The following is a 16,905-nucleotide window of genomic DNA, read 5'->3' as shown; positions in this document are numbered from 1 at the left end:
TCAGAGTTATAATTGAGCAATAGTTAACTGATTCGATCGGCAGGCTCGCTGACACAAGCTGCGTTCGGACCCTTGGTTTATACATCCGGGACGATTAACGATTCATGGCGCTACACAACAGAAAACTCTCTTTTACGACACCAATCGTCGTGGGGTTTGCCGGCATTTTGCTCAGTTTCATGCTGATTGCTACTTTTGTCACCCTGGCACAGCGGAAAGATTTTCTCGAAGATTATCACGATATTAACCGCAACTTTACCCACAACCTGGCCATCAACTATACGGAAACGCTGCTGCGGGAAAATGATTTTATCCTCGGCCGCGCGGCCACCTTCTTTGCCCGTAATGACGAACTGAACCGCGCGGTGAACGTTGATCCGGAGAAAGGGTTAACCACGCTAATGCAGTTACAGAACATGATGCCAAGCGTCTCATCCATCTCGCTGGCGGATACCGAGGGCCACTATCTGCGCGCCCCGGAAGTACTGAAAAATGAAGACAGCCTGGCTTTCGACCCCAAAACGCGGCCCTGGTTTATCAAACAGGCAGAAGCCAGCACCTTCAGCCACTACACCAGCCCGTATATGGACTTTTTCACCCACCATCCGACGATTACCATTTTCAAACCCATCATTACTCCGGAGGGTAAACTCAAGGGCAGCCTGGCTTTTCATCTAGATCTCACCTCCATGGGGTTCGCGCTACGGCAGATGGTCGCCCCCGTACAGGGGGAATTTTTTGTGGTGCAGCGGGATGGCAAAGTTGTCCTGCACTCCGACCCGGGCGCGCTGTTTAAACCCTTCGTCAGCGACGAACTGATGGATAAAATGACCAGCGGAGAGGGGCAGCTTTACGATGTCAGGAGCGATACCTGGTATTACTACTACTCCTTTACCAATCCCGACTGGTTCGTGATTTACCGTGTCGATAACGCCACCCTGATCAATCTGACGCGCCATGAGACAAACTTAGTGATCGGCGGTTTCTCACTCGCGGCGATTATCATCCTCTTGTTCGGCCTTTATCTGCGTCATGCTTCCCGTACCGTGCTGATGAATATCATCAATGCGATTAAAACCGGCGACGTCAAACGCACTCCGCGCCTTGAGGCAATGCTGAGTAAAGCCATTGAAACCAACAAACAGCGTGAACTGACCTACGTTCGCCAGGCCACCATCGACGCCCTCACTGGCTGCAAAAACCGCCGCGCCTTCGACAGCGATATCGCCGCGCTGATGAACGATCACCAACCTTTCGCCCTTGCCCTGGTCGATATCGATAACTTCAAATCGATCAACGACACCTGGGGACACCTCAACGGCGATATCGTCCTGCGCAACGTCGCCCGCGAGGGGCTGCAGGTCCTCCAGCCGCTGGAGATTTCCCTTTATCGCTACGGCGGTGAAGAGTTCGCGGTGGTCTTTCCTGCCGAACACATCGATAACGCCCGAACGCTACTGGAAACATGGCGGGTCAACGTCGAACGGCGTACCTGGCGCGAAGATGGCCTGACGGTCACCTTTAGCGCCGGACTGGGGGAATGGAATATGGAGCCGCTGGATAAGCTGGTGGTGAGCGTCGATGAGGCACTTTACAAAGCCAAGCAACAAGGTAAAAACCGCATCCTCCGCGCGTGAGACAACAGGACGCGGCCGCCCACTTCGGTGGGCTTTTTTATTTTTATCGGCAAAAATGAAACCGGTTTCAATTTTTGTGTGATGACTTACACACAATCACGGTAAAGCGGTTGTCGCATCGCCAGGGCCGCGATAAAGATAAGACATCACGGAACACAAGGGCCACTGACTATGAAGAATATCGTTTTGTGCTGTGCCGCCGGTATGTCCACCAGCATGCTGGTTCAGCGTATGCAAGATGCCGCGCAGAAAAAAGGTGTTGAGGTTTCTATCAAGGCCGTCCCGGTCGCCGAGTTTAAAGATAACCTGGCCGCCGCCGACATTATTTTGCTCGGCCCGCAGGTGAAATATGAGCAGGCGAAACTGCAGGCGCTGGCCGATCCATTCGGCAAGAAAGTCGCGGTGATCGATATGATGGACTACGGCATGATGAAAGGCGATGCCGTTCTGGATAAAGCCCTGAAGATGCTGGAGTAATCGATGGAAGATTTAGAAACGATCATCATGGAACTGTTGGTTAATGCCGGTTCCGCACGTAGCGCGGCGCTCACTGCTCTCCAGTTAGCACGGAAAGGTGACTTTGCGGCAGCCGAGCAGGCCATGGCCGAGTCCCATGAGTTCGTCAAACATGCGCATAAAATCCAGACCCAGCTCATCGGCCTGGATGAAGGCACCGGTAAGCTGCCGGTCAACCTGATCACCGTTCACTCTCAGGACCACCTGATGAACGCCATGGTCATTCAGGATCTGGCGACCGATATGATTGAACTCTATCGTCGTCTGCCGCTCGCGCAGTAATCTCGCGGATTTAACGGGCGCCGCTGCCGGCGCCCGTCCCCTCTCAAAGAAAACCATACATCGCGGCGAATACCCAGCCAAACACGCAGGAGACACCGACGCCGATGAGCCCGGGCAGGATGAAGCTATGGTTAATGACAAAGCGGCCGATATGGGTGGTCCCTGAGCGGTCGAACTGGATCGCCGCCAGATCGCTTGGGTAGGTCGGCAGAATATAGTAGCCATAGCAGGCCGGCGCGGAAGCCACGATATAGGCCGGGTCGACGCCGATGGCCAGCGCCACCGGAACAATCGCCGCCAGCGCTGCCGCCTGAGAGTTCACAAACTTCGAAACCAGCAGCAGTACGATGGCGTAAGCCCACGGGTACTCCTTCACCATCTCCCCGAGCACACCTTTAATCTCGGTCATATGCGCGCCGAACATAGTCTCCGCCATCCACGCGATGCCGTATACCGCGACGATAGCGATCATTCCCGAACGGAAAACCTCATTTTTAGAAATCGACGCTGGGTTAGTTTTGGTAATGATGATAATAAGCGCCCCGGAGAGCAGCATGAACATCTGGATCACCAGCACCATCGACAGCGGCTTACCGTCGAAGGCCGGACGCAGTTCGGAAAACGCGCCGAGCAGGGCCACCACGGCGATGGAGGCCAGAAAGATCCACATCGCAATCCAGTTGCTGGTCGGCAGCTTTTTATCCAGCAGCGTCGCCGTATCGCCATAGACATAATGGCGATTTTCCGGTACCGCAATAAACGCCTGGAAGGCTTCGTCTTTATCCAGATCTTTGCCACGGAACCAGCTGAAGATACCAATCGCCAGGATCCCCAACAGCGTGGACGGAATGGTTATCGCCAGCAGGTCGAGAAATTCCAGGTGTTTACCGTTAAAGGTAAAATTCCCCAGCATCGCCACCAGCGACACCACCGCTACCGAGACCGGGCTGGCGATGATCCCCATCTGGGCACCTATGGAGCTGGCCGCCATCGGACGCTCCGGACGAATGTTATTCTTAATGGCGACATCGTAGATAATCGGCAGGATCGTGTACACCACGTGTCCGGTACCGCAGAGAATGGTCAGCGTGCAGGTGACGAAAGGCGCGACGATTGAAACATATTTCGGGTTGCGCCGCAGCAGCTTCTCGGCAATCTGTAACATGACATCCAGCCCGCCGGACGCCTGTAGCGTGGCCGAAGCGGCCACGACGGCAATGATCACCAGCATTACATCAACCGGTGGTTTACCCGGCTGAAGATGGAACACAAAAACAAGGATAACCAAACCGATGCCGCCCAACAGGCCCAGCGCAATACCGCCTTTTCGGGCACCATAAAACAGACAAATTAAGATAATAATGAGTTGTATCGCAAATTCCATGCAGCCCCCAGAGCCTGTCCACTCAGACCAAAAGAAATGACCAACACCTGCCTGCCGGTATTATTTCTGCGTCTTATCGGGAGAAGCATGAGATGCGGCGATCCCTCTCCAGAGCCGTAGCTTCGAAGATAAAGCAGCAGAAGTAATCCCATGATTCATTAGGTATTTTGAATATATCGCCTTTGGATTGATTATTTTTTGATATGAGTAGAACTTTTACCCATATATAAACAAAGGTTTTTCCAGTGAACGGGGGATGGATATTTTATATGAATTAATTGCTAAAAATATGCGGCGTTAATATGTCGTAAATGTAATTAAAGAAGAGGGTGAGGCGGCGAACAAACAATAAAAAAGCCGGTCAGGAAACCTGACCGGCTTTTTAGCAGTGCATCAACGATTAATCGTTGTCAGAACCGCCCAGGCCTGCGTTCAGCAGTTCTGCCAGGTTGGCAGACGCTTCTTCTACGCTCACCTGCGGAGCAGCTGGCTGTTCGCCCGCTGCGCGACGGCGCATACGATCCTGGTGGTACGCATAACCGGTACCCGCCGGGATCAGACGACCCACGATGACGTTCTCTTTCAGACCGCGCAGTTCGTCGCGTTTGCCCGCAACGGCTGCTTCGGTCAGCACGCGAGTGGTCTCCTGGAACGAGGCCGCGGAGATGAAGGACTCGGTTGCCAGAGACGCTTTGGTGATACCCAGCAGGTCGCGGGAATAGGTTGCCGCCACTTTGCCATTCGCTTCAAGCTCGCGGTTAGCGATCTTAACGCGGGAGTATTCAACCTGCTCGCCTTCGAGGAAGTCGGAGCTACCAGCACTTTCGATGGTCGCTTTACGCAGCATCTGACGAACGATAACTTCAATGTGCTTATCGTTAATCTTAACGCCTTGCAGACGGTAAACGTCCTGCACTTCGTTGGTGATGTAACGCGTTACCGCGTGCACGCCACGAAGACGCAGAATGTCGTGCGGTGCTTCCGGACCGTCGGAAACCACGTCACCACGTTCTACACGTTCACCTTCGAACACGTTCAGCTGACGCCATTTCGGAATCATCTCTTCGTACGGTTCGCTACCGTCTACCGGGGTGATAACCAGACGACGTTTCCCTTTGGTTTCTTTACCGAAGGAAATGATGCCGCTGATTTCAGCCAGGATTGCCGGCTCTTTCGGACGACGTGCTTCGAACAGGTCCGCAACGCGCGGCAGACCACCGGTGATGTCCTTGGTACCGCCGGATTCCTGCGGAACACGCGCCAGGGTGTCACCAGAGCTGATCTGTACGCCATCTTCCAGCTGAACAATCGCTTTACCCGGCAGGAAGTACTGAGCCGGCATATCGGTGCCTGGGATCAGAACGTCGTTGCCCTGAGCATCAACAATTTTCAGCGCCGGACGCAGATCTTTACCACCGGAGGTACGTTCTGCGGAATCCAGAACCACCAGCGAAGACAGACCGGTCAGTTCGTCGGTCTGACGAGTAATGGTCTGGCCGTCGATCATGTCAGTGAAGCGGACGAAACCACTCACTTCGGTGATAACCGGCATGGTATGCGGATCCCAGTTTGCAACGGTTTCACCGCCGGCAACCTGTTCGCCATCGCCTTTCGCCATAACGGAGCCGTAAGGCACTTTATAGCTTTCTTTGGTACGACCGAATTCGTCGATCAGTTTCAGCTCGGTGTTACGCGAGGTGATAACCAGTTTACCGCTGGAGTTCACAACCGACTTCGCGTTGCTCAGACGGATGCTACCTTTGTTTTTCACCTGGATGCTGGATTCAGCAGCCGCACGAGATGCCGCACCACCGATGTGGAACGTACGCATCGTCAGCTGTGTACCCGGCTCACCGATGGACTGTGCCGCGATAACGCCGATAGCCTCACCTTTGTTGATGAGGTGGCCACGCGCCAGGTCACGACCATAGCAGTGCGCACATACACCAAAGTCGGTGTCACAGGATACAACGGAACGAACTTTGACGGAGTCAACGGAGTTCTCTTCCAGCAGGTCACACCAGTGCTCATGCAGCAGCGTGTTGCGTGGAACCAGAATGTCCGCGGTACCCGGCTTCAGAACGTCTTCAGCAGTCACACGACCCAGTACGCGATCGCGCAGCGGCTCTTTAACGTCGCCACCTTCGATAACCGGCGTCATGGTGATGCCTTCCAGGGTGCCGCAGTCGTCTTCAGTGACGACCAGGTCCTGGGCAACGTCAACCAGACGACGAGTCAGGTAACCGGAGTTCGCTGTCTTCAGTGCGGTATCCGCCAGACCTTTACGCGCACCGTGGGTGGAGATGAAGTACTGGAGTACGTTCAGACCTTCACGGAAGTTCGCGGTGATCGGCGTTTCGATGATCGAGCCATCCGGCTTCGCCATCAGACCACGCATACCAGCCAGCTGACGAATCTGTGCCGCAGAACCACGCGCACCGGAGTCGGCCATCATGTAGATGCTGTTGAAGGAAACCTGCTGCTCTTCCTGACCGTCACGGTTAATCACGGTTTCGGTTTGCAGGTTATCCATCATCGCTTTGGATACACGATCGTTCGCCGCAGCCCAGATATCGATAACTTTGTTGTAGCGCTCGCCCGCGGTGACCAGACCAGACTGGAACTGTTCCTGAATCTCAGCAACTTCCGCTTCCGCTTCGCTGATGATTTCGTATTTTTTCTCCGGGATGACCATGTCATCGATACCAACGGATGCACCTGAACGCGCTGCATAAGCAAAGCCGGTGTACATCGTCTGGTCCGCAAAAATAACGGTCGGTTTCAGGCCCAGAATACGGTAACAGGTGTTCAGCATCTTGGAGATCGCTTTCTTACCGAGCGCCTGGTTCACGATAGAGAACGGCAGACCTTTCGGTACGATCATCCACAGAATGGCACGGCCAACGGTCGTGTCTTTCAGGCTAGTCTTCGCGACGAATTCACCATTCTCGTCTTTTTCGTATTCAGTGATACGCACTTTAACGCGCGCATGCAGAGAGGCCAGACCGGCGCGATAAATACGCTCCGCTTCTTTCGGGCCAGTCAGCACCATGCCTTCGCCTTTGGCGTTAACACAGTCACGGGTCATGTAGTACAGACCCAGTACAACGTCCTGAGACGGAACGATGATTGGTTCGCCGTTCGCCGGGGACAGGATGTTGTTGGTAGACATCATCAGCGCACGCGCTTCCAGCTGGGCTTCCAGCGTCAGCGGTACGTGAACAGCCATCTGGTCGCCATCGAAGTCGGCGTTATAGGCCGCACAAACCAGCGGGTGCAGCTGAATAGCTTTACCTTCGATCAGAACCGGTTCGAATGCCTGGATACCTAAACGGTGCAGCGTTGGCGCACGGTTCAGCAGTACCGGGTGTTCGCGGATAACTTCGTCCAGGATATCCCAAACAACGGCTTCTTCGCGCTCAACCATTTTCTTAGCGGCTTTGATGGTGGTGGCCAGGCCACGCAGTTCCAGCTTGCCGTAAATGAACGGTTTGAACAGCTCCAGCGCCATTTTCTTCGGCAGACCGCACTGATGCAGACGCAGGTATGGACCTACGGTGATAACAGAACGACCGGAGTAGTCAACACGCTTACCGAGCAGGTTCTGACGGAAACGACCCTGTTTACCTTTGATCATATCGGCCAAAGATTTCAGAGGACGTTTGTTAGAACCGGTGATCGCACGACCGCGACGGCCGTTATCCAGCAGGGCGTCAACCGCTTCCTGCAGCATACGTTTTTCGTTGCGTACGATGATGTCCGGCGCAGCCAGATCCAGCAGACGTTTCAGACGGTTGTTACGGTTAATGACGCGACGATACAGATCGTTCAGGTCAGAAGTCGCAAAACGGCCGCCATCGAGCGGAACCAGCGGACGCAGATCTGGCGGCAGAACCGGCAGAACGGTCAGGATCATCCATTCCGGCTTGTTGCCAGACTGAACGAACGCTTCCAGCAGCTTAATGCGCTTGGTCAGCTTTTTACGCTTGGTTTCGGAGTTGGTTTCGTTCAGCTCTTCACGCAGCTGTTCGCATTCCTGCTCCAGATCCATATTGCGCAGCAGCGCCTGGATCGCTTCCGCACCCATTTTCGCGTCGAATTCGTCACCGAACTCTTCCAGCGCATCCAGGTACTGCTCTTCAGTCAGAATCTGGTTGCGTTCGAGGTTGGTCATGCCACCTTCGATAACCACGTAGGATTCGAAGTACAGTACACGTTCGATATCGCGCAGCGGCATATCCAGCAGCAGGCCGATACGGGACGGCAGCGATTTCAGGAACCAGATGTGCGCCGTCGGGCATGCCAGCTCGATGTGGCCCATGCGCTCACGACGCACTTTAGTCTGGGTCACTTCAACGCCGCACTTCTCACAGATCACACCGCGGTGTTTCAGGCGCTTGTACTTACCGCACAGGCACTCATAGTCTTTTACTGGCCCGAAAATACGAGCACAGAACAGACCGTCACGCTCAGGCTTGAACGTACGGTAGTTAATGGTTTCCGGCTTTTTAACTTCACCGAAAGACCATGAACGGATCATGTCTGGCGATGCCAGAGCAATTTTGATCGCATCAAACTCTTCGGTTTTAGTTTGCGCTTTCAGAAACTTTAATAAGTCTTTCACGGATTTGCTCCCGTCGGAGTTAGCACAATCTGGCGCCGGGTTTTATCCCGGCACCAGTGACCTGTTTGAGCGAGAGTTACTCGTCTTCCAGTTCGATGTTGATGCCCAGCGAGCGGATTTCTTTCAACAGTACGTTGAAGGATTCCGGCATGCCCGGTTCCATCTGGTGGTTGCCGTCCACGATGTTTTTATACATCTTGGTACGACCGTTCACGTCATCAGACTTAACGGTGAGCATTTCCTGCAGGGTGTAGGCCGCGCCATAAGCTTCCAGCGCCCACACTTCCATCTCACCGAAGCGCTGACCACCGAACTGCGCCTTACCACCCAGCGGCTGCTGAGTAACCAGGCTGTAGGAACCGGTGGAACGAGCGTGCATTTTGTCGTCGACCAGGTGGTTCAGTTTCAGCATGTACATGTAACCCACGGTTACCGGACGTTCGAACTGTTCACCGGTGCGGCCGTCAAACAGGGTGATCTGACCGGAAGTCGGCAGGTCGCCCAGCTGCAGCAGCTCTTTGATTTCAGCTTCTTTCGCACCGTCGAATACCGGCGTTGCGATCGGCATGCCTTTACGCAGGTTTTCAGCCAGACGCAGAACTTCTTCATCGCTGAAGGTATTCAGGTCAACTTTCTGGCGAACGTCAGCGCCCAGATCGTAAGCACGCTGGATGAATTCGCGCAGTTTCGCGACTTCTTGCTGCTGTTTCAGCATGGCGTTGATCTTATCGCCGATGCCTTTCGCAGCCATACCCAGGTGAGTTTCCAGGATCTGACCGATGTTCATACGAGACGGTACGCCCAGCGGGTTCAGTACGATATCTACCGGCGTACCGTTAGCATCGTGCGGCATATCTTCGATCGGGTTGATCTTAGAGATAACACCCTTGTTACCGTGACGGCCTGCCATCTTATCACCAGGCTGGATACGGCGTTTAACGGCCAGGTATACCTTAACAATCTTCAGCACACCCGGTGCCAGATCGTCGCCTTGGGTGATTTTACGGCGTTTCGCTTCGAGTTTTTTCTCGAACTCGTGTTTCAGTTCGTCATACTGCTCAGCCAGTTGCTCCAGCTGATTCTGTTTCTCTTCGTCGGTCAGGCCCAGTTCCAGCCAGCGATCGCGCGGCAGTTTGTCGAGCTTCTCAGCTTCAACGCCACCGGAGACCAGCACCGCGTAGATACGACTGAACAGACCGGCTTCGAGGATCTGCAGTTCTTCAGACAGGTCTTTCTTCGCCTGCTTCAGCTGCATCTCTTCGATTTCCAGCGCACGTTTGTCTTTTTCTACGCCATCACGGGTAAAGACCTGAACGTCGATAACGGTACCAGAGACACCGTTCGGTACGCGCAGAGAAGAGTCTTTAACGTCAGACGCTTTCTCACCGAAGATCGCACGCAGCAGTTTCTCTTCCGGCGTCAGCTGGGTTTCACCTTTCGGCGTTACCTTACCAACCAGAATGTCGCCGCCGGTCACTTCCGCGCCGATATAAACGATACCGGACTCATCCAGTTTAGAGAGCGCAGCTTCACCCACGTTCGGGATGTCAGCGGTGATCTCTTCCGGCCCCAGCTTGGTGTCACGGGACACGCACGCCAGTTCCTGAATGTGGATGGTGGTGAAACGGTCTTCCTGAACAACACGCTCGGAGACGAGGATGGAGTCTTCGAAGTTGTAGCCGTTCCACGGCATGAACGCTACGCGCATGTTCTGACCCAGCGCCAGTTCACCAAGGTCGGTGGACGGGCCGTCGGCCAGCACGTCGCCGCGCTCAATGGGTTCGCCCAGGGACACGCAAGGCATCTGGTTGATGCAGGTGTTCTGGTTAGAACGGGTGTACTTGGTCAGGTTATAGATGTCGATACCTGCTTCGCCCGGGTACATCTCGTCTTCGTTAACTTTGATAACGATACGGGAAGCATCCACGTACTGAACGGTACCGCCACGTTTAGCCACCGCAGTAACACCGGAGTCAACGGCAACAGCACGTTCCATACCGGTACCAACCAGCGGCTTATCAGCGCGCAGAGTCGGAACCGCCTGACGTTGCATGTTCGCACCCATCAATGCACGGTTGGCGTCATCGTGCTCCAGGAACGGGATCAGGGACGCACCGACGGATACCACCTGCTGGGTGGATACGTCCATGTAGTCAACCTGGTCGCGGCTGAACAAGCTGGATTCGCCTTTGCTACGGCAGGTAACCAGATCTTCTACGAAGTGGCCGTTTTCGTCCAGGTTGGAGTTCGCCTGAGCAATAACGTAGTTGCCTTCTTCGATAGCAGACAGGTAGTGAATTTCATCGGTAACCACACCGTCGGTCACTTTACGATACGGGGTCTCAAGGAAACCGTATTCGTTAGTCTGTGCGTACACGGACAGGGAGTTGATCAGACCGATGTTCGGACCTTCAGGCGTTTCGATTGGACATACGCGACCGTAGTGCGTCGGGTGTACGTCTCGAACTTCGAAGCCTGCGCGTTCACGGGTCAGACCGCCTGGGCCGAGTGCGGAGATACGACGTTTGTGCGTAATCTCAGACAGCGGGTTGTTCTGGTCCATAAACTGGGACAGCTGGCTGGAACCAAAGAACTCTTTCACTGCTGCGGAAATCGGCTTGGCGTTGATCATATCCTGAGGCATCAGGGTATCCAGATCGCCCAGAGACAGACGCTCTTTAACCGCACGCTCTACACGTACCAGGCCAACGCGGAACTGGTTTTCCGCCATTTCGCCAACGGAACGGATACGACGGTTGCCGAGGTGGTCGATATCATCGACTTCGCCTTTACCGTTACGGATATCGATGAGCTTCTTCATCACTTCGATGATGTCGTCTTTGCTCAGGATACCGGAACCTTCGATTTCGTCGCGCAGCAGAGAACGGTTGAACTTCATACGACCAACCGCGGACAGATCGTAGCGGTCTTCGGAGAAGAACAGGTTCTCAAACAGGCTTTCAGCCGCTTCGCGAGTCGGCGGCTCACCAGGGCGCATCATGCGGTAGATTTCTACCAGCGCGCTCAGACGATCGTTGGTCGGGTCGACGCGTACCGTTTCAGAAATGTACGGACCGTGGTCCAGATCGTTGGTGAACAGCGTTTCGATACGCTTGTGGCCGGACTGGCTCAGTTTAGCCAGCAGATCCAGGCTCAGCTCCATGTTCGCCGGGCAGATCAGTTCGCCGGTCGCTTCGTCGATGTAGTCTTTAGAAGCAACTTTACCCGCGATGTACTCAACCGGAACTTCGATATGTTTGATATCGTCTTTTTCCAGCTGGCGAATGTGGCGCGCAGTAATACGACGGCCTTTCTCAACGTACACTTTACCGTTGGCTTCGATATCGAAGGAGGCGGTTTCACCGCGCAGACGCTCCGGTACCAGCTCCATCTGCAGCTTGTTGTCGCGAATTTCAAAGACCACTTTCTCGAAGAACAGGTCAAGGATCTGCTCAGTGGTGTAATTCAGCGCGCGCAGAATGATGGTTGCCGGCAGTTTACGACGACGGTCGATACGAACGAACAGGTTGTCTTTCGGGTCGAATTCGAAGTCCAGCCAGGAACCGCGGTAAGGGATGATACGTGCGTTATACAGGACCTTACCGGAGGAGTGGGTCTTACCTTTGTCACTGTCAAAGAAGACGCCCGGGCTACGGTGCAGCTGAGAAACGATAACACGCTCGGTACCGTTGATAACAAAGGTACCGTTGTCGGTCATGAGCGGGATTTCGCCCATGTAGACTTCTTGTTCTTTGATGTCTTTAACGGTGCCTTCCGGCGCTTCGCGCTCGTAGATCACCAGACGCAGTTTTACGCGCAGCGGTGCAGAATAAGTCACGCCACGGATCTGACATTCTTTAACATCAAAAACAGGTTCGCCCAGACGGTAGCTGACGTATTGCAGCTCTGAATTACCGCTGTAGCTCTGAATCGGGAATACGGAACGGAAGGCTGCTTCCAGACCATACTGCCCTTCAGGATCTTGCTCGATAAACTTCTGGAACGAATCAAGCTGGATAGAAAGGAGATAAGGTATGTCCAGAACTTGTGGACGTTTACCAAAATCCTTACGAATACGTTTTTTCTCGGTATAGGAGTAAACCATAGGGTTCCTCAGCTCGCTGACAAGTCGACCCGTCTGCCTAAGTAAGGCAGTTTTTTATGCAACACTATTTTGTTGACCGGAAAATGGAACACTTTCCGCAATACCTGTTGCTATCACGCTTAAACCATTTCGTTGCGATTTACACAGCCCAGGAACCCTAACCTGTCGCAGTATATTAAGTCGTCGATAGAAACAAGCATTGTCAGGCAAACCAGCAGTCAAACAGTGTGAAATGCTACTGGCGCCTTACAGCGCAAAAAGGCTGGTGACTAAAAAGTCACCAGCCTCAGCCTGATTTCTCAGGCTGCAACCGGAAGGGTTGGCTTATTTAACTTCAACTTCAGCGCCAGCTTCTTCCAGAGATTTTTTCAGAGCTTCAGCGTCGTCTTTGCTGATGCCTTCTTTCAGTGCAGCCGGAGCAGATTCTACCAGGTCTTTAGCTTCTTTCAGACCCAGGCCAGTTGCGCCACGTACTGCTTTGATAACAGCAACTTTGTTAGCGCCAGCAGCTTTCAGAATTACGTCGAATTCAGTTTTTTCTTCAGCAGCTTCAACCGGGCCAGCAGCTACAGCTACAGCAGCAGCAGCGGAAACACCGAATTTTTCTTCCATTGCAGAGATCAGCTCAACAACGTCCATTACGGACATAGCGGATACTGCTTCAATGATTTGATCTTTAGTGATAGACATTTAAATTGTTCCTGAATATCAGAATAAGTTTATACGTAAGCGAATGCTTTATAAAGATAACTGCGATTAAGCAGCTTCTTTCGCATCGCGTACAGCAGCCAGAGTACGAACCAGTTTGCCAGCCGAAGCTTCTTTCATGGTTGCCATCAGGCGTGCAATTGCTTCTTCGTAGGTCGGCAGAGTTGCCAGGCGGTCGATCTGCGACGCCGGGATCAGCTCACCTTCAAAGGCAGCGGCTTTGACCTCAAATTTTGCATTCGCTTTCGCGAACTCTTTGAACAGACGAGCAGCAGCGCCCGGGTGTTCCATAGAGTATGCAATCAGGGTCGGACCAACAAACGTGTCTTTCAGGCACTCGAACTGAGTACCTTCAACGACGCGGCGCAGCAGGGTGTTACGAACAACACGCATGTATACGCCAGCTTCACGACCTGCTTTACGCAGTTCAGTCATTTTATCTACAGTTACGCCACGGGAATCCGCAACTACTGCAGACAGCGCGCCTTTGGCTACTTCGCTGACTTCAGCAACAATCGCTTGTTTGTCTTGAAGATTTAAAGCCATTAGCTTTGCTCCTGGATGTTTGCCAGAGCTTATGCTCTGGAACTCACTTCACTCAATTCAACGAAAAGAGCGTCTAAATACGGTGAGCAGAAACAAGCCAGAGTATCCAAAAATAATCTTAGCGTTCTGTCACCGTCTACGCAGGGGATTAAGTTTCTTGCGAAACACCTGCGGTCTTCGACGGAGGCCTGGATAGGCCAGGCTCCAACGAACAAATTCTTTCTATGACTTCGTCCTTCGAACCGCAGCGGCGTTAGCTGCTCTCGTTCACACCGGTCATGTAGTTAACTACACTCCCGGTGATTCACTCGATTGCTGCCTTGCTGCAATTCAAATGACTCGCATAGCGTCTGTCTTATTGACAGAATCGTGGGGGTAAGATTGTAGACAAAATCACCGCCCACGTAAAGGCATTAGTTTGCAGAAGCGTTCAGGCCAGCCTGATCTACTGCAACACCTGCACCCATGGTGGTGGAGATGCTAACTTTCTTGATGTACACGCCTTTCGCCTGAGTCGGTTTTGCTTTTTTCAGCGCAACCAGCAGAGCTTCCAGGTTTTCTTTCAGTTTGTCAGCGTCAAAGTCCACTTTACCGATGGTGGTGTGGATGATGCCGTTTTTGTCGTTACGATAACGAACCTGACCTGCTTTAGCGTTCTTAACCGCTTCAGCAACGTTAGGGGTTACGGTACCCACTTTCGGGTTTGGCATCAGGCCGCGCGGACCCAGAACCTGGCCCAGCTGGCCAACAACGCGCATTGCATCCGGGGAAGCAATAACAACGTCAAAGTTCATTTCGCCTTTCTTGATCTGGTCAGCCAGATCTTCCATACCTACCAGCTCAGCGCCTGCAGCTTTAGCAGCTTCAGCGTTTGCGCCCTGGGCAAATACGGCAACGCGAACAGAACGGCCAGTACCGTGCGGCAGTACAGTTGCACCACGTACGTTCTGGTCAGATTTACGAGCATCGATGCCCAGGTTTACAGCAACGTCAACGCTTTCAACGAACTTAGCAGTAGCCAGTTCTTTCAGCAGAGAGATGGCTTCGTTGATGTCATACTGTTTAGTTGCATCAACTTTGTCACGGATCACGGACATGCGCTTGGTCAGTTTAGCCATTTCTTAGTCCTCCACTACCAGGCCCATGGAACGTGCAGTACCTTCGATGGAGCGAGTCATCGCTTCAATGTCGGCACCAGTCATGTCGGCAGCTTTGGTCTGCGCGATTTCCTGCAGCTGAGCGCGGGAAATTTTACCCACTTTATCTTTGTTCGGCTTACCAGAGCCGGACTTGATACCAGCCGCTTTTTTCAGCAGAACTGCTGCCGGCGGGGTTTTGGTAACGAAAGTGAAAGAACGGTCAGCGTAAACGGTGATAACAACCGGGATTGGCAGACCTTTTTCCATGGATTCAGTTTTTGCGTTGAACGCTTTGCAGAATTCCATGATGTTAACGCCCTGCTGACCCAGTGCTGGACCAACCGGCGGACTCGGGTTTGCCATACCAGCTGCAACCTGCAGCTTGACGTAGGCTTGTACTTTCTTAGCCATTCTTAAATCCTCAAATTGGGTATTAACGCTTCAGAGAAGCTCCCCGTGATTAAACATCGTTTTACGGACCAGGCCCATAAAAACAAAAGGCGCGAAATTGTATGCCAATTTCGCGCCCTATGCAACGATTAAATCGCTGCTTTTTTGATCGCCGGCTTACGCCTTCTCAACCTGACCGAAGTCCAGTTCTACCGGCGTCGCACGACCGAAGATAGAAACAGAAACTTTCAGGCGGGACTTCTCATAGTCCACTTCTTCAACGACGCCGTTAAAGTCAGCGAACGGACCATCGTTGACACGAACCATTTCGCCCGGCTCAAACAGCGTTTTCGGACGCGGCTTATCGCCAACCTGCTGCAGGCGGTTCATGATGGCATCGACTTCTTTGTCGCTGATCGGCGCCGGACGGTCGGAAGTACCGCCGATGAAGCCCATCACACGCGGTACGCTGCGCACCAGGTGCCAGCTCGCGTCGTTCATGACCATCTGAACCAGAACGTAGCCTGGGAAGAATTTACGTTCGCTTTTGCGACGCTGGCCGCCACGGATTTCAACCACTTCTTCGGTTGGAACCATGACTTCGCCAAACAACTCTTCCATGTTGTGTAATTTGATATGTTCACGCAGCGAAGTAGCTACGCGACCTTCAAAACCGGAAAACGCCTGAACGACGTACCAGCGCTTTTTAGGAGCTTCAGACATCTCAGAACCTCAGGCCAGTGATAAAGGAGACCAGGCGAACCAGAATACCATCCAGTCCCCACAGGATCAGTGACATTACTGCAGTCACGGCAGCAACAATCAGCGTAGTATGCAGCGTTTCCTGGCGAGTCGGCCAAATCACTTTACGCACTTCAGTTCGCGCTTCGCGAGCAAAAGCAACGGTCGCCTTACCTTTCGTCGTCAACAGCGCGACGCCACCGGCAGCAGCAATAAGAATAACCACGGCCAGCGCACGCACCGCCAGCATAATGTCGCGATAAAGGAAGTTGCCCACGATCGCCACGATCAGCAGCACGGCAACGATAATCCACTTCATCGCTTCCAGGCCGCGCCCGCTCCCTTGAGCTTCGGTATTCGCACTCATAAACCAACCTGTCAGAAGTATTCTACAAACAATTTCACCCCGCGGGGGCGAGGCGATCCAAACCGAAATTAAGTTTCGGATTATACACTGAACGCGTTCAAACTGCTTCAACGCTGGCGGTTCTGGCGCCTCTTCCCTGCTATTGCAAAGGAGAACGCTCACTTGCCGTCGCGCTACCGCTCGAATGGTTTGGTGTATAAACGCCCTCTTCAGAGCCTGTCTCAGCAATGATTATGACAAAAAAAATCACTGATGAGCCAGGTTCTGGTATGAAAGCGTGCAAAAAGGGCATCAAATGATGCCCTTTTATTGCGCATTGCGTCAAATGTTATCAGCGATTAGCCGAGAACTTTAGCAACCACGCCCGCGCCAACGGTACGACCGCCTTCACGGATTGCGAAACGCAGACCATCGTCCATCGCGATCGGGTGGATCAGGGTAACAACCATTTTGATGTTGTCGCCCG

12 protein-coding genes and 1 pseudogene are annotated in these 16,905 nt (G+C 53.2%); 3 read left to right on the top strand and 10 right to left on the bottom strand.

What is annotated here, in order from left to right:
• The first annotated feature begins 104 nt into the window (after positions 1-104).
• The 3 genes from NKJ21_RS26470 to NKJ21_RS26460 all read left to right on the top strand — a co-directional run bounded on the left by NKJ21_RS26470 (position 105) and on the right by NKJ21_RS26460 (position 2,435).
• Positions 105-1,637 carry a sensor domain-containing diguanylate cyclase gene (locus NKJ21_RS26470; protein WP_254733363.1) on the top strand — a complete coding sequence of 511 codons (1,533 nt, stop codon included), beginning with the start codon at positions 105-107 and terminating at the stop codon, positions 1,635-1,637.
• 171 nt (positions 1,638-1,808) lie between these two features.
• Positions 1,809-2,114, top strand: coding sequence for a PTS sugar transporter subunit IIB (locus tag NKJ21_RS26465; RefSeq protein ID WP_002884150.1), 306 nt, complete (start codon positions 1,809-1,811; stop codon positions 2,112-2,114).
• A 3-nt stretch (positions 2,115-2,117) separates the two neighbouring features.
• Entirely contained in the window at positions 2,118-2,435 is a 318-nt protein-coding gene (locus NKJ21_RS26460; protein WP_008808002.1) for a PTS lactose/cellobiose transporter subunit IIA, read from the top strand.
• Between the two features lie 43 nt (positions 2,436-2,478).
• Here the strand turns inward: NKJ21_RS26460 and dcuB are convergent, their stop codons facing one another.
• The 10 genes and pseudogenes from dcuB to tuf all read right to left on the bottom strand — a co-directional run.
• On the bottom strand, positions 2,479-3,819 hold the full coding sequence (gene dcuB, locus NKJ21_RS26455; RefSeq protein WP_008808003.1) for an anaerobic C4-dicarboxylate transporter DcuB: 1,341 nt from the start codon (positions 3,817-3,819) through the stop codon (positions 2,479-2,481).
• A gap of 400 nt (positions 3,820-4,219) precedes the next feature.
• Complete coding sequence (gene rpoC, locus NKJ21_RS26450) at positions 4,220-8,443, bottom strand: DNA-directed RNA polymerase subunit beta' (protein WP_008808004.1); 4,224 nt, start codon at positions 8,441-8,443, stop codon at positions 4,220-4,222.
• Positions 8,444-8,519: 76 nt separating this feature from the next.
• Positions 8,520-12,548 carry a DNA-directed RNA polymerase subunit beta gene (gene rpoB / locus NKJ21_RS26445; protein WP_008808005.1) on the bottom strand — a complete coding sequence of 1,343 codons (4,029 nt, stop codon included), beginning with the start codon at positions 12,546-12,548 and terminating at the stop codon, positions 8,520-8,522.
• 324 nt (positions 12,549-12,872) lie between these two features.
• Positions 12,873-13,238, bottom strand: coding sequence for a 50S ribosomal protein L7/L12 (gene rplL / locus NKJ21_RS26440; protein ID WP_002884142.1), 366 nt, complete (start codon positions 13,236-13,238; stop codon positions 12,873-12,875).
• 66 nt (positions 13,239-13,304) lie between these two features.
• The gene (gene rplJ, locus NKJ21_RS26435) at positions 13,305-13,802 is read right to left on the bottom strand and encodes a 50S ribosomal protein L10 (protein ID WP_001207203.1); all 498 of its coding nucleotides are present in this window, start codon (positions 13,800-13,802) and stop codon (positions 13,305-13,307) included.
• 413 nt (positions 13,803-14,215) lie between these two features.
• Positions 14,216-14,920: a 50S ribosomal protein L1 gene (gene rplA, locus NKJ21_RS26430; protein WP_008808006.1), complete on the bottom strand. Its 705-nt coding sequence runs from the start codon at positions 14,918-14,920 to the stop codon at positions 14,216-14,218.
• 3 nt (positions 14,921-14,923) lie between these two features.
• Entirely contained in the window at positions 14,924-15,352 is a 429-nt protein-coding gene (gene rplK, locus NKJ21_RS26425) for a 50S ribosomal protein L11 (RefSeq protein ID WP_008808007.1), read from the bottom strand.
• Between the two features lie 156 nt (positions 15,353-15,508).
• Entirely contained in the window at positions 15,509-16,054 is a 546-nt protein-coding gene (nusG, locus tag NKJ21_RS26420) for a transcription termination/antitermination protein NusG (protein WP_007665882.1), read from the bottom strand.
• Between the two features lies 1 nt (position 16,055).
• Positions 16,056-16,439 (bottom strand): preprotein translocase subunit SecE, encoded by a 384-nt coding sequence (gene secE / locus NKJ21_RS26415; protein ID WP_002883772.1) that lies wholly within the window; start codon positions 16,437-16,439, stop codon positions 16,056-16,058.
• A gap of 338 nt (positions 16,440-16,777) precedes the next feature.
• Positions 16,778-16,905: pseudogene (tuf, locus tag NKJ21_RS26410) on the bottom strand (elongation factor Tu); the annotation flags it as partial.

It is taken from the genome of Klebsiella sp. SWET4 (genome assembly GCF_024296565.1).
Taxonomy (GTDB): Bacteria; Pseudomonadota; Gammaproteobacteria; order Enterobacterales; family Enterobacteriaceae; genus Klebsiella; species Klebsiella variicola.
The sequence above is the reverse complement of the archived record's forward strand: the minus strand, read 5'-3'. Positions and strand labels throughout refer to the sequence as shown.

Excerpts from the sequence above, each read along its gene's own strand:
- NKJ21_RS26470 (WP_254733363.1), top strand. The coding sequence starts at position 105 with ATGGCGCTACACAACAGAAAACTCTCTTTTACGACACCAATCGTCGTG.
- NKJ21_RS26465 (WP_002884150.1), top strand. The coding sequence starts at position 1,809 with ATGAAGAATATCGTTTTGTGCTGTGCCGCCGGTATGTCCACCAGCATG.
- NKJ21_RS26460 (WP_008808002.1), top strand. The coding sequence starts at position 2,118 with ATGGAAGATTTAGAAACGATCATCATGGAACTGTTGGTTAATGCCGGT.
- dcuB (WP_008808003.1), bottom strand. The coding sequence starts at position 3,819 with ATGGAATTTGCGATACAACTCATTATTATCTTAATTTGTCTGTTTTAT.
- rpoB (WP_008808005.1), bottom strand. The coding sequence starts at position 12,548 with ATGGTTTACTCCTATACCGAGAAAAAACGTATTCGTAAGGATTTTGGT.
- rplL (WP_002884142.1), bottom strand. The coding sequence starts at position 13,238 with ATGTCTATCACTAAAGATCAAATCATTGAAGCAGTATCCGCTATGTCC.
- rplJ (WP_001207203.1), bottom strand. The coding sequence starts at position 13,802 with ATGGCTTTAAATCTTCAAGACAAACAAGCGATTGTTGCTGAAGTCAGC.
- rplA (WP_008808006.1), bottom strand. The coding sequence starts at position 14,920 with ATGGCTAAACTGACCAAGCGCATGTCCGTGATCCGTGACAAAGTTGAT.
- rplK (WP_008808007.1), bottom strand. The coding sequence starts at position 15,352 with ATGGCTAAGAAAGTACAAGCCTACGTCAAGCTGCAGGTTGCAGCTGGT.
- nusG (WP_007665882.1), bottom strand. The coding sequence starts at position 16,054 with ATGTCTGAAGCTCCTAAAAAGCGCTGGTACGTCGTTCAGGCGTTTTCC.
- secE (WP_002883772.1), bottom strand. The coding sequence starts at position 16,439 with ATGAGTGCGAATACCGAAGCTCAAGGGAGCGGGCGCGGCCTGGAAGCG.